The following is a 12,477-nucleotide window of genomic DNA, read 5'->3' as shown; positions in this document are numbered from 1 at the left end:
AGACGCCCTACGACCCCGGTCGCGCCGAGGCCCCGGTGTCGGACCGCGGCGAGCGGACGCGCAGAACCGGTTTGTTCGGCGATACATTGGCCCGGCTCTCGCGCCAGACGACGAACACACCGGACGCGATGATGATTGCGGCCCCCACGGCCACCCATTTGTCGGGCCGTTCACCAAAGAACACAGCGCCGAATATCGTGGCCCAGATGATCTGGCTGTACTGGCTGGGCGCGACCACGCCGGCGGGCGCAGCCCGATAGGCCAGGATGATCAGGTGCTGGGCGATCACCGAAAACACGCCGACCAGCGCCATCATCGCCAGATGAAGCAGGGACGGCGGCTGGTAGACCGCCGGTTGCGCCAGGCTCATGACCGCGATCGCCAGCAGCATCGGATACAGGATCAGGACGGCCGAGCGTTCCTCGTTCCCGATCTTGCGCACCAGCACCGATGCGAAGGCGCTGCAGAACGCGGCCATCAGGGCGGCAAGGTGGCCCAGGGTGATCTCGGTCGCGCCGGGGCGCAGGACGATCAGCACCCCGATCAGACCCATGCCAACCGCAGCCCAGCGCTGGGCCCGGACGACTTCGCCCAGTATCGGAATCGACAGGACCGTGACGATCAGCGGGAAAGAAAACAGCAACGAATAGACCTCGGCCAGGGGCAGGGCCGAAAAGGCATAGAACGCACAGGACATGGCCGTGACCATCAGACCTGAGCGCAGCAACACCAACCAGGGGTGATGCGGCCGGAAGTTGCCCGTGGTCCGGTCCGTCAAGATCGTCACTGCCATCGGGACAAAGGAAAACAGCGTGGCAAAAAAGATGATCTGCATCACCGAGTAGGTCCCGCCCAGCGTCTTGATCAGCGCGTCATGGGTCGCAAAGACCGCAAAGCCCGCGAATGCATAGCCAAGACCCCGGAGGGTGGTGTTCTGAGTGCTCATGGGTCGGCCTCGGGTGATGTGTCGATGTGAAGGGGCAGCGCAAAAGGGGCTGTCTTGTCTCTGACTAACCCTATTTTCTCGACCCGCATAGCCCCCAATTTACCGCTAACATTGCAAGGCAGCCATGACGTGGGCTCAACGCAGGATTGGTGGCGCGTCCTTGGGCTGGCGGGCCGATTGCACCCCGGCCTTCATCCCAACACCGATGCGGCGCGCCAGAGCGACCCAGGGTGTGGCGGTTTCCGGGGGCAGGGTCTGGGTGGCGACCTCTTCGAACAGGTCCAGCCAATGGGCGAACATCTCGGGCTTCACGTCCGGTCGTTCGATATGCACCCGCTGCGGATTGCCGTCATAGCTGCGCTCGAACAGGATGGCGTTGCGCCAGAAAGATGCGATCTTTTCCTCATGCGCGGACCAGTCGGTGACATGGTTGGCGAATACGGGTCCAAGTACCGCGTCCTGCCGCACACGGGCGTAAAAGGCGCGAACCTGTGCGTTGATCTGCTCGGGCGTCGCGGGAAAGCGCGGCGGAAGGGTTGGTCTGATCATGGTGGCCTGTTTTCGACTCCGTTTTTGGCAGATAGGCGGTTCCGGCGTTATGTGACAGAGGTGGTATTGTCGCGCTGCCCCGGCGTCAGCAGGTGCCGCAGCAGGGCCACCGGATGCGCCCGCAGGCTGAGGCGGGTGGCGACGTAATCCTCGACCACCTGTTCGCCCAGCGACATCTGCGGCAGATGGGCGGCGGGCTCGTCCAGCGCCTCGCCTTCCAGATCCTGCGCGAACAGGGGCAGGGGCCTGGCGGTGGCGATCGCCTTGGCCTGCCACAGCGCCTCGCGCCGGGTCAGGCCGCAGGCGGCAAAGGCATCGGCCTCGGCCAGACGCTCGATCACCGAGGGGCCAAGGCCCGCGCGGCGCCAGACATCCTCGACCTGGGTATAGCCGTTGCCGCGCGCGGCGGTCAGCCAACTGGCGTCCTCTTCGCTCAGGCCCTTGATCTGGCGGAAGCCCAGCCGCAGGGCCAGCCCGCCATGGCCGTCGGGCTCCATCACGTTGTCCCAGAAGCTGGCATTGATGCAGACCGGGCGCACCTGCACCCCATGCTCGCGCGCATCACGCACGATCTGGGCGGGGGCATAGAACCCCATCGGCTGCGAGTTCAGCAGCGCGCAGGCGAAAATCCCCGGATGGTGGCACTTGATCCAGGCGCTGGCATAGACCAGCAGCGCAAAGCTGGCCGCGTGGCTTTCGGGGAAGCCGTAGGAGCCGAAGCCCTCGATCTGCGAGAAACAGCGTTCGGCAAATTCGGCGTCATAGCCGTTGCGCTGCATCCCGCGCAGGAACAGGGCGCGGAATTCGCTGACATTGCCATGTTTCTTGAAGGTCGCCAGCGAGCGCCGCAGCCGGTCCGCCTGTTCCGGGGTGAAACCCGCGCCGACGATGGCGATCTGCATCGCCTGTTCCTGGAACAACGGCACGCCCAGCGTCTTGCCCAACACCTCGCCCAGTTCGTCCGAGGGGAAGCTGACCTCCTCCTCGCCGTTTCGGCGGCGGATATAGGGGTGGACCATGTCGCCCTGAATGGGGCCGGGGCGGATGATGGCGACCTCGATCACCAGATCATAGAAATTGCGCGGCCGCATCCGGGGCAGAAAGTTCATCTGCGCACGTGATTCCACCTGGAACACGCCGACCGAATCCGCGCGGCACAGCATGTCATAGACCGCCGGGTCCTCGGGCGGCAGGGTCGCGAGCGTGTAGCTGGTCTGGTGGTGCTGGGCGATCAGGTCGAAGGCCTTGCGGATGCAGGTCAGCATGCCAAGGCTCAGGACATCGACCTTCAGGATGCCCAGACTGTCGATGTCATCCTTGTCCCAGCAGATGACGGTGCGGTCCTCCATCGTAGCGTTCTCGATGGGCACCAGTTCGTCCAGGCGGCCCTCGGTGATGATGAACCCGCCCACATGCTGGGACAGGTGGCGGGGGAAGCCGTTGATCTCATTGACCAGCATTAGAGTCTGTTTCAGACGCCGATCCTCGGGGTCGAGGCCGATTTCGCGCATCCGTTCGGCCTCGAGCCCCGAGGACGAGAAGAACCCCCACAGCTGCGAGGACAGGGCGGAAATCGTGTCCTCGGTCAGGCCCATGGCGCGGCCCACCTCGCGGATGGCGCGTTTGCCGCGATAGTGGATCACGGTGGCGCACAGCCCCGCGCGGTGGCGGCCATAGCGTTCATAGATGTGCTGGATCACCTCTTCGCGGCGTTCATGTTCGAAATCCACGTCTATGTCGGGTGGCTCGTCGCGGGCCTCGGAGACGAAGCGTTCGAACACCATGGTGCCCATCTCGGGGCTGACCTCGGTGATGCCGAGACAGAAACAGACGACGGAGTTCGCCGCCGAGCCGCGCCCCTGGCACAGGATGCCGCGCGAGCGGGCGAAATGGACGATGTCGCGGACGGTCAGGAAATAGGGCTCGTATTTCAGCTTGCCGATCAGCATCAGCTCATGCGCCAGCATCTTTTTGGCTTTCTCGGACGCCCCGGCGGGATAGCGCCATTTCAACCCTTCATGTGCCAGCCGATGCAGGCGCTGGGTCGGGGTTTCCTGGTCGCTGCCTTCGCTGGGATATTCATAGCGCAGCTCGTCCAGCGAGAATGTGAGTTCCTGGCTGAGCGCATAAGCGCGGGCCACGGCGTCCTCAAAGCCCTTGAAGATGCGCAGCATCTCGGGTTCCGAGCGCAGGCGCTGTTCGCCATTGGCCAGCGCGTGACGGCCCAGATCGTCCACCTTGCGGCGCAGGCGGATGGCGGTCAGCACATCACCCAGCTTGCGGCGCGAGCCGTGATGCATCATCGGCGCGGCGCTGGCGATGGTGGGCAGGCCCAGATGGCGTGATTCAGTCTCTAATAATTGGAAAAACGCGGAATCCGCCCCGTCATAGCGGGGGTGCATCAGCAGGTGCATGCGCCCGGCAAAGCGGCGCGTCAGCCGTTGCGCCTGTGTCCGCCATCCGCTCGCGCCGCCGGTCGGACGGCCCGCCTGTGGCCAGAGCAGCAGGTGCAGACCGCCGGAAAATTCCAACAGGTCGGACAGGTGCAGGATGCAGTCGCCCTTGGCCGCGCGCAGCCGTCCGGTGGACAGGATGCGGCACAGGTTGGCCCAGCCCTGCCGGTTGAGGGGCAGGGCGGTGACGGGCGGGGCATCGGTAAAAATCAGCCGCGCCGCCGGGATCAGGCGCGGCACCGCATGCACCGGGAACGAGGGCGATTTCGGGATGTGATCGGGGCAGGGCGGGCCGATGGGCGTGTTCTGCTCCTCCCACGCGCGGCGCTCGCGCACCTTGCGGGCGATCTCGCGCGCCTGGGTATGGGCGCGGACGATGCCGGCCACCGAGTTGTCATCGGCGATGGCGATGGCGGGCAGGCCCAGGGTGACGGCGCGCTCCATGTACTCCTCGGGGTGCGAAGCCCCGGTGAGAAAGGTGAAGTTCGACGTGATCGACAGCTCGGCATACATGGCGATTCCACATTATATTCACGTTTTGTTCTTTTTCGAGTCCTTTGCGCAGGAAACGGGTCGCCTGGACCAGGCCAGGCGCGCATGGTTGCAGAAAAAGGAGACCTGATATGTTCAAGATCACCGCTCTGCCCACTGACGAAGTCCGCGCCCTTCAGGCAGGTCAACCTGATGCATATGGCGCCGCGCCCGAGCGCGCCGTTTCGTCGGGGGCTGGCAATCCCTGTCGCCACTGCCTGAAGAACATTCCCGAAGGCGCAAAGATGCTGATATTGGCGCATCGCCCTTTTTTAGAGCCACATCCATACGCTGAAACAGGGCCGATCTTTCTGTGCGCAACGCCTTGCGAGCGCTATGAAGACGACGCCCTGCCCGAGATCTTGACCACTGCACCCGACTATCTGATCAAGGGGTATGGACCAGATGACCGGATCGTCTATGGCACCGGGGCAATCACGCCCAAAGATCAGATCGGCGCAAAAGTCAGCGATATTTTTGCCCGCCTGGACGTGGCCTATATTCACGTCAGATCGGCGCGGAACAACTGCTACCAAGCACGGATCGACCGGGTTTAGAGCTTGACCCGGTGCAGGCCCCGGCGCGGCTGGTCCTGATCGTCGGCCGGGGCATCGTCGGTGCGCGAGGAGGTCAGGGCCAGGAACACATCCTCGAGATCGGCCTCTTCGGTGCGCACGTCGCGGATGCGGATGCCCGCCGCCCGGACGGACTCCAGAACCTGCTCGGCGCTGGTCCGGGCGCTGCGATATTGCAGTATAAGGCTGCCGTCTTCACGTAAGCTGGCCTCGACGCCTTCGGTCACCGGCAGGTCGACCACCGGGGTGTCCGGCACAATGACCATGGTCCGGCTGTCCATGCGGCCCAGCAGGTTGGCGGTACTGTCCTGAGCGATCTTTTCACCGTGGTTGATGATGGCGATTTCGTCGCACATCTCCTGCGCTTCTTCCAGATAGTGCGTGGTCAGGATGATGGTCACGCCCTGCTGGTTCAGCTTGCGCACATTGGCCCACAGCATCTGGCGCAGTTCGATATCGACGCCCGCCGTGGGTTCGTCCAACACTAGGATTTTCGGGTGATGCACCAGCGCCTTGGCCAGCAGCAGCCGCCGCCGCATCCCGCCCGACAGCGTGCGGGCATAGGCCTCGGCCTTGTCGCTGAGGCCGACCAGTTCAAGGATTTCATCGCTGCGACGTTCGGATTTCGGTACGCCGTACAGGCCTGCCTGTACTTCCAAGGCGCCCCGCGGGGTGAAAAACGGGTCAAGGTTCAGTTCTTGCGGCATCACACCAATCGCGGCGCGGGACTGCCGCGGATTCTGATTCTGATCGAAACCCCAGATCGATACACGGCCCGAAGACTTCACCACCAACCCGGCGAGAATATTGATCAGGGTCGATTTCCCGGCGCCGTTCGGGCCCAGAAGCCCGAAAACCGAGCCCCTGGGAACAGTCAAATCAATGCCTTTCAGCGCGTGTTTCTCGGGCTGACCCTTGCCGCCACGATAGGTCTTGCGCAGACCTTCGATCCTGATTGCCGCATCGCTCATGTGGCTCTTGCCCCCGGATTGCTCATCGCTCATAAACGCACCTAATACATGCCCGCGAGGCCGACAACCGAAGAAGGATCGCCAGCCGTGACCATCGAAGCGCCGGAAACCAAGATCGTCGAAACCGCCCGTGTCGCCTGTGACGGCGGCGAAGGCGCATTGGGCCATCCGCGCGTCTGGCTGCAAATCCCTGAGGATTCAGGCTGGGTCGAATGCCCGTATTGCGACTGCAAATATGTGCTGAAGGGCCGTGAACAGGGCTGATTGCCCGACCAGCCGGGTTTTGCCCAAATCTTGCCTCGGTTTTCATGTTAGTGCTTTGGCGCAACCAAAGCAGGGATACGTGATGACCGGAATTTCGGCCACTGACAATGTTAACCCGGTTTTCGGCTGGGTTGGGTTCTGCATCGCATCTTTGGCGTTGTTTGCTGCGTTGTTTGTATTCTGGGCGGGGCCCTTTGCACCTCAGCAGACTGCGGGTGTGTCGCTGGGCGAACTGGCGGCCGAAATCGGCAAATCGACACTGAGGGCCGCCGCAGGGATGGAACAACCCGAGCCCGTTGCACGCGCCCGCGATCTGGATGATTTCCTGCGGATCGGTGTCGCCATGCTTGGCGGGCTTGCGATCGTCATCTCGGCCGTTGGCATCCTGCGTCACGAAAAGCGGCGCCCTGCCATCGCCGGAATGGTTATCGGTACGGGGGCAATCCTGTTCCAGTTCTTTGCCTTTGCGTTTTTTGCGTTGCTGGGGGTGTTGGTGATCATGGCTTTGCTGAACAGTTTCTCTGACGTCTTCTCGGGATTGTTTGGCGGTTAGGCTGCGTTCTTGGCTGGTCACCCGCGTGACCCTGTGGCAGAACCATCCCTGACCGACAGGGAGCGCGCGCATGAGCAATTTCGGAAAAGGATGTCACCTGCATCTGATCGACGGATCGGCCTTTATTTTCAGGGCCTATCACGCGCTGCCTCCGCTGACCCGCAAGTCGGATGGTCTGCCGATTGGGGCGGTGTCCGGGTTCTGTAACATGCTTCAGAAATATGTCGAAGGGAACACCGGGCCGGATGCGCCAACCCATGTCGCGGTGATCTTCGACAAGGGGTCGCACACATTCCGGAATGATCTGTACGACCTGTACAAGGCCAACCGCGAAGCGATGCCCGAGGACCTGCGCCCGCAAATTCCACTGACCCGCGAGGCGACAAAGGCGTTCAATATCGCCTGCAAGGAACTCGAGGGCTATGAGGCCGACGACATCATCGCCACCCTGACCGTGCAGGCGCGCGAGGCTGGGGGGCGCGTGACCATCGTAAGCTCTGACAAGGATCTGATGCAGTTGGTCGGTGACGGCGTCGAGATGCTGGATGCGATGAAGAACAAGCGTATCGACCGGGACGGGGTGATCGAGAAGTTTGGAGTTGGCCCCGAGCGCGTTGTGGATGTTCAGGCGCTGGCCGGGGATTCGGTTGACAATGTGCCGGGCGCTCCGGGAATCGGGGTCAAGACGGCCGCGCTGTTGATCAACGAATACGGTGATCTGGAAACACTGCTGGACCGGGCCGAGGAAATCAAACAGCCCAAGCGCCGGCAGACCCTGATCGAAAAGCGCGATCAGATCGAACTGTCGAAGAAACTGGTGCAGCTGGACGAGAACATACCGCTGGATTTCACGCTGGATGACCTTGAAGTGAGAGAGCCCGATGCCGAGACCCTGCTGGGTTTTCTGGCGGATATGGAATTCCGCACACTGACCAAACGGATCGCCGACAAGCTGGGGGCCGAAGCACCGGCCATCGCCGACGCTCCGGCGCCTGCGGCCAAGGAAGTTGAGGCCGAGACGATCCCGTTTGACGCTTCAAAGTATGAATGTGTCCGTGATGCAGCGGCTTTGCAAAAGTGGATCGACCAGGCCCATGAACGAGGCTGGATCGCTGTTGATACCGAAACCACCGGTCTGAATGAAATGATCGCCGATCTGGTCGGTATTTCGCTGTGTGTCGAGGCCGGCGAAGCCTGTTACATCCCGCTGACTCACCGCGATGGTGCGGCGGATGATCTGTTCGGGTCGGACGCGCTTGCTGAAGGGCAAATGCCGTTGGATGAGGCGCTGACGCTGCTGAAGCCGGTGCTTGAGGACCCCTCGATCATCAAAATCGGGCAGAACATGAAATACGATGCCAAGATTTTCCGGCGTCACGGCATCGATGTGGCCCCGATTGATGATACGATGCTGATGTCCTATGCCATGCATGGCGGTGAGCACGGGCACGGTATGGATACGCTCTCGGAACGGTATCTCAGCCACACGCCGATCCCGATAAAGCCGCTGCTGGGGTCAGGCAAATCTGCGATCACCTTCGACAAGGTGCCGATCGACGAGGCCACCGCCTATGCCGCCGAGGATGCGGATATAACGCTGCGCCTGTGGCAATTGTTCAAACCGCAGCTGCACCGGGTGCAGGTGACGACTGTCTACGAGACGCTCGAACGACCACTTGTGCCGGTTCTGGCTGAGATGGAGATGCATGGCATCAAGGTCGACCGCGACGTGCTGAGCCGCATGTCGAACGCCTTTGCCCAGAAAATGGCCGGTTTAGAGGCTGAAATCCACGAGTTGGCGGGTGAGAACTTCAATGTCGGCTCACCCGCGCAGTTGGGTGAGATCCTGTTCGACAAGATGGGCCTGGAAGGTGGCAAGAAGGGCAAGACCGGCAAGTACTCGACCGGGGCTGATATTTTGGAAGATCTGGCGACCGAGCATGAACTGCCGCGCAGGGTGCTGGATTGGCGCCAGTTGTCCAAGCTGAAATCAACCTATACCGACGCGCTTCAGACCCATATCAACCCCGACACGGGCCGGGTGCACACGTCTTATGCCATCACCGGGGCGAATACCGGGCGTCTGGCCTCGACCGACCCCAATTTGCAGAATATCCCCGTGCGCACCGAGGAGGGCCGCCGCATCCGCGAGGCCTTTGTCGCCGAGCCGGGCAATGTTCTGGTCAGCCTCGACTACAGCCAGATCGAGCTGCGCATCCTGGCGCATATCGCCGACATTTCGACCCTGAAACAGGCCTTTGCCGACGGGCTGGACATCCACGCCATGACCGCGTCGGAAATGTTCGACGTGCCGCTGGACGAGATGACGCCGGACATCCGCCGTCAGGCCAAGGCGATCAACTTTGGTGTGATCTATGGCATCTCGGGCTTCGGACTGGCGCGCAACCTGCGCATCCCGCGGGCCGAGGCACAGGGTTTCATCGACCGCTATTTCGAACGCTTTCCGGGCATTCGCCAGTACATGGATGACACGGTGGCATTTGCCAAAGAGCACGGCTATGTCCAAACTCTGTTCGGGCGCAAGATCCACACGCCCGAGATCAACGCCAAGGGGCCGCATGCAGGATTCTCGCGCCGGGCGGCGATCAACGCGCCGATTCAGGGCACGGCGGCGGATGTGATCCGACGCGCGATGGTGCGGATGCCGGGTGCGATCAACGGGCTGCCCGCCAAGATGCTGTTGCAGGTCCATGACGAATTGTTGTTCGAAGTCGCCGAGGATTCCGTGGATCCGCTGATCGACGTGGCGCGCGAGGTGATGGAGGGTGCCTCGGACCCGGCGGTGAAACTGGATGTGAAGCTGAGCGTGGATGCCGGCCAGGGTGCGAACTGGGCCGAGGCGCACTAGCACCAGGTCAGCCTTCCGGGTCAGCCCTGTGGCCTGACCCACCCTTCGACCAAACGTTTCACCGAAGGTCCTAGGACCAGGATCACCGTGAACGCGATGGGCCAGCAAAAGGCCCAGGACGCCATCCAGTCGCCCAGCGTTTCAGGATGGAACCCCACTGCCTTGACCGTAGCGATCCCGGTGACAATGCACGACATCAGCCCTGACATGATCAGACCAAAGATGGCATTGGCAAAGCGGGCAGGGATCATATCGGGCATCCTCGAAAACGGCTTGCCCGATATGTGCGCCTTTCGGGCAGCGAATTCCAGCCCGATGAACGGCGTCAACGTCGCATCCAAGCCAGGGTCGCATCCGTTCGAGCCGTCGAAGGCGCGTATTCGGCGCTGACCCAACCGGTGTAACCAGCTTCATCCATTGCCGCGAAAAGCTGCGCGAAATCCGTAGGCCCGCGTCCCGGTTCAGAACGTTCGGGGGCGGCCCCGATCTGGGCGTGGACAACACTGGGGTGAAAACGCTCCCAGACGGCCAGCGCGTCGCCGTGGATCATATGTGCGTGAAAACTGTCATATTGCAGACCGACATTCGGGCGATCCACGCGGCCCAGTACCTCGGTCGCCAGATTATAGTCGTTCAGGAAATAGCCGGGTTGGGACATCGGATTGAGGGGTTCGATCGTAAATGTCTGCTGCGGTGCGAAATCGGCGGCCCACTGCAAGTTTTGCACGAAGCAGTCCAACGCATCCGTCCCGGCTGCGTATCCGGACATGATATGAATGAAGCCCGGCCGCAGCACCTGAGCGTAGCGCAGAACGCGGCGGATATCAGACTGAAACCGGGACGCACCGCCGGGGATGGCGGCATAACCCGGTGCGCCACCGGTATAATTCGGCGGGGGCGCGTTGATCAGAACCAGTTCGAGTCCGTTGGCCAGCAAGGCACGCCGGGTTTCTTTTGCAGCAAGTTCGTACGGAAACAGGATCTCGACCGCCTGGAACCCGGCATCTGCCGCTGCCTGAAACCGATCCAGATACGGAAGTTCGGCAAAGAGCAATGAGATATTCGCGGCGAATTTTGGCATAGGCGGCCCATGGATTTCTGGTGGCCCGACCTTATCCGCGCGTTGATTTCTGTGAAAGTGACAGAAAACGACAGTTTGTCGAAATTCGACCAGATCGACCCGATGAAATCGGAAACGCTTCCTGCATTGCGGCGAATCAATTTTCTGACGCCGTGCCAATGGAAGGTTTGAAAACGATGGCGATGAGCCCAGACCCCGTCCGCGGGAACAGCCTTTCTGCGCCGGCGGGACAGCATTCTGCCTTGTCGGGTAACGGGTTGGCCGTGGCTTCGATGCTGACATGGGCGGCGGGGTTTCCGGCGGCCGAGGTGCTGTTGCAAACATGGCCGCCCGTCGCCCTGTTGGCCGCGCGACTGGCGCTGGCCGTGTTGGTGATGGTGCCGGTCTGGCTGATTCTGGACGGGCCGCGCCGGGTTGTTTCAGCCCGCTGGGGTCATGCAATGACCGTCGGCGGCCTTGGAATCGGGTCGGGAATGTTCCTGTTGATCTTGGCGCAAAAGCTGACCGACCCGGTGACGGTGGCAATCATCGTCTCTTGCGCACCTTTGGTGGCCACATTGCTTGAATTGGCTGCTGGCACACGCCGGCTGAAGTTGAATTTTGCGCTGGGCGTAGCTGTATCGATTGTCGGCGGGTTGATCGCCACCAGCGCCTTGGCCCCGGCCCAGTTGGGTCTGGGCGCGGCCTGTGCGGTTGGATCAACGGTGCTATTTTGCTGGGCCAGCATGGCAACCGCCCGGGATTTCGCCGAACTGAGCCAGACTGGACGCACGACGATCACCTTTGTCGGAGGGCTGGCCATGGCATCGCTGCTGGTTTTCGGATCGGCGCAGTTTGGTCTGGACGTGATGCCTGCAACTGCGTTCGACATGCAACAGGCAGGCATGCTGATGATCTATGCGCTTATCTCAATGGGTCTCAGCCAGGTATTTTTCATCACCTCCGTCGGCAAGCTGGGCGTGGCGCTGGCCTCTTTTCACATCAATGTTGCCCCGTTCTACGTGATGCTGATCATGCTGATGCTGGGGGACGAATGGAACTGGACCCGGGCATTGGGTGCGGGCATTGTTGCAATGGCTGTCGTGCTGGCACAGGATCGCGCGCCACGGTTAGCTCAGGTCGGCTGAGGGGATCAGGCCAAAGAACTGCCCGCCTGACCAAACACCGAACCAGCCGTCATGGTGCGTTCCGATCTCGACGAGGCGGTAAAAGCTTTTGCGGTCTATCCGAGCTTCGAGGTTGTCGCGGATCAATATGTAGGGTGAGGGTTCGTCTGTTTCAGGGTCTATAACAATTCGGATCGGATGATCAGCTCCGGCCACAGCCCTGTCGCCAACATGGGTTGTGAAGGTCAAGGACTGGTCCTTTCCATCCCCGTCCCGGTCGAAATCCACAGCGACAAACGGCGCGTCTTCGACAGTGATTCCCACCTTCTCGACCGGGGTGACGAGGAAGTACTTGCCGTCTTCCTTCTTAAGAATTGAGGAAAAAAGCTTCACAAGCTCGAAACGGTTGATGGGTGAGCCTAAATAACTCCATGTGCCATCTTTTGCGATCTTGATGTCCAGATCGCCGCAAAACGGAGGATTCCAGAGGTGAACGGGCGGTAAACCGTTGGTTTTGGCCGCTTTGACCGATGCCGCCAGACCATCTGGCGACGGTTTCACAGGTTTTTGTCCGCTCAT

The 12,477-nt window shown here is 61.6% G+C and carries 12 protein-coding genes; 5 read left to right on the top strand and 7 right to left on the bottom strand.

Going from position 1 to position 12,477, the window contains the following annotated elements; genetic code table 11:
* Window positions 1-7: 7 nt before the first annotated feature.
* From GS620_RS17155 to GS620_RS17145, 3 genes are all read right to left on the bottom strand, one after another.
* A complete protein-coding gene (locus tag GS620_RS17155; protein ID WP_171617134.1) occupies window positions 8-946 on the bottom strand; it encodes a DMT family transporter in 939 nt (312 codons plus the stop codon).
* A gap of 135 nt (window positions 947-1,081) precedes the next feature.
* Window positions 1,082-1,495, bottom strand: coding sequence for a group III truncated hemoglobin (locus tag GS620_RS17150; protein ID WP_170346782.1), 414 nt, complete (start codon window positions 1,493-1,495; stop codon window positions 1,082-1,084).
* Between the two features lie 47 nt (window positions 1,496-1,542).
* Window positions 1,543-4,461 carry an error-prone DNA polymerase gene (locus GS620_RS17145; RefSeq protein ID WP_171617111.1) on the bottom strand — a complete coding sequence of 973 codons (2,919 nt, stop codon included), beginning with the start codon at window positions 4,459-4,461 and terminating at the stop codon, window positions 1,543-1,545.
* A gap of 110 nt (window positions 4,462-4,571) precedes the next feature.
* Between GS620_RS17145 and GS620_RS17140 the strand changes: the two genes are divergently transcribed.
* On the top strand, window positions 4,572-5,036 hold the full coding sequence (locus GS620_RS17140; protein WP_171172128.1) for a DUF1203 domain-containing protein: 465 nt from the start codon (window positions 4,572-4,574) through the stop codon (window positions 5,034-5,036).
* On the opposite strand, the gene GS620_RS17135 is transcribed toward GS620_RS17140, so the two are convergent.
* Entirely contained in the window at window positions 5,033-6,025 is a 993-nt protein-coding gene (locus GS620_RS17135) for an ABC transporter ATP-binding protein (protein ID WP_171206754.1), read from the bottom strand. The genes GS620_RS17140 and GS620_RS17135 overlap by 4 nt on opposite strands.
* Window positions 6,026-6,112: 87 nt before the next feature.
* Here GS620_RS17135 and GS620_RS17130 point away from each other — a divergent pair, with 87 nt between their 5' ends.
* From GS620_RS17130 to polA, 3 genes are all read left to right on the top strand, one after another.
* Window positions 6,113-6,289, top strand: a complete 177-nt coding sequence (locus GS620_RS17130) for a zinc-finger domain-containing protein (protein ID WP_171617109.1) — start codon at window positions 6,113-6,115, stop codon at window positions 6,287-6,289.
* A gap of 82 nt (window positions 6,290-6,371) precedes the next feature.
* A complete protein-coding gene (locus tag GS620_RS17125; RefSeq protein ID WP_152459471.1) occupies window positions 6,372-6,842 on the top strand; it encodes a hypothetical protein in 471 nt (156 codons plus the stop codon).
* Between the two features lie 70 nt (window positions 6,843-6,912).
* Complete coding sequence (polA, locus tag GS620_RS17120; protein WP_171617107.1) at window positions 6,913-9,711, top strand: DNA polymerase I; 2,799 nt, start codon at window positions 6,913-6,915, stop codon at window positions 9,709-9,711.
* A gap of 20 nt (window positions 9,712-9,731) precedes the next feature.
* Here the strand turns inward: polA and GS620_RS17115 are convergent, their stop codons facing one another.
* Together GS620_RS17115 and GS620_RS17110 are read right to left on the bottom strand one after the other, a co-directional pair.
* Window positions 9,732-10,052: a DUF2798 domain-containing protein gene (locus GS620_RS17115; RefSeq protein ID WP_371809821.1), complete on the bottom strand. Its 321-nt coding sequence runs from the start codon at window positions 10,050-10,052 to the stop codon at window positions 9,732-9,734.
* Window positions 10,037-10,792, bottom strand: a complete 756-nt coding sequence (locus GS620_RS17110) for a hydroxypyruvate isomerase family protein (protein ID WP_171617105.1) — start codon at window positions 10,790-10,792, stop codon at window positions 10,037-10,039. Before GS620_RS17110 ends, GS620_RS17115 begins: the two co-directional genes overlap by 16 nt.
* Window positions 10,793-10,950: 158 nt before the next feature.
* Between GS620_RS17110 and GS620_RS17105 the strand changes: the two genes are divergently transcribed.
* The gene (locus GS620_RS17105; RefSeq protein ID WP_171617103.1) at window positions 10,951-11,919 is read left to right on the top strand and encodes a DMT family transporter; all 969 of its coding nucleotides are present in this window, start codon (window positions 10,951-10,953) and stop codon (window positions 11,917-11,919) included.
* Here the strand turns inward: GS620_RS17105 and GS620_RS17100 are convergent.
* Complete coding sequence (locus GS620_RS17100) at window positions 11,902-12,477, bottom strand: DUF1285 domain-containing protein (protein ID WP_171617101.1); 576 nt, start codon at window positions 12,475-12,477, stop codon at window positions 11,902-11,904. The genes GS620_RS17105 and GS620_RS17100 overlap by 18 nt on opposite strands.

It is taken from the genome of Ruegeria sp. HKCCD6428 (assembly GCF_013110595.1).
Classification (GTDB): domain Bacteria; phylum Pseudomonadota; class Alphaproteobacteria; order Rhodobacterales; family Rhodobacteraceae; genus Ruegeria.
This window is presented reverse-complemented; position numbering and strand designations above follow the sequence as displayed.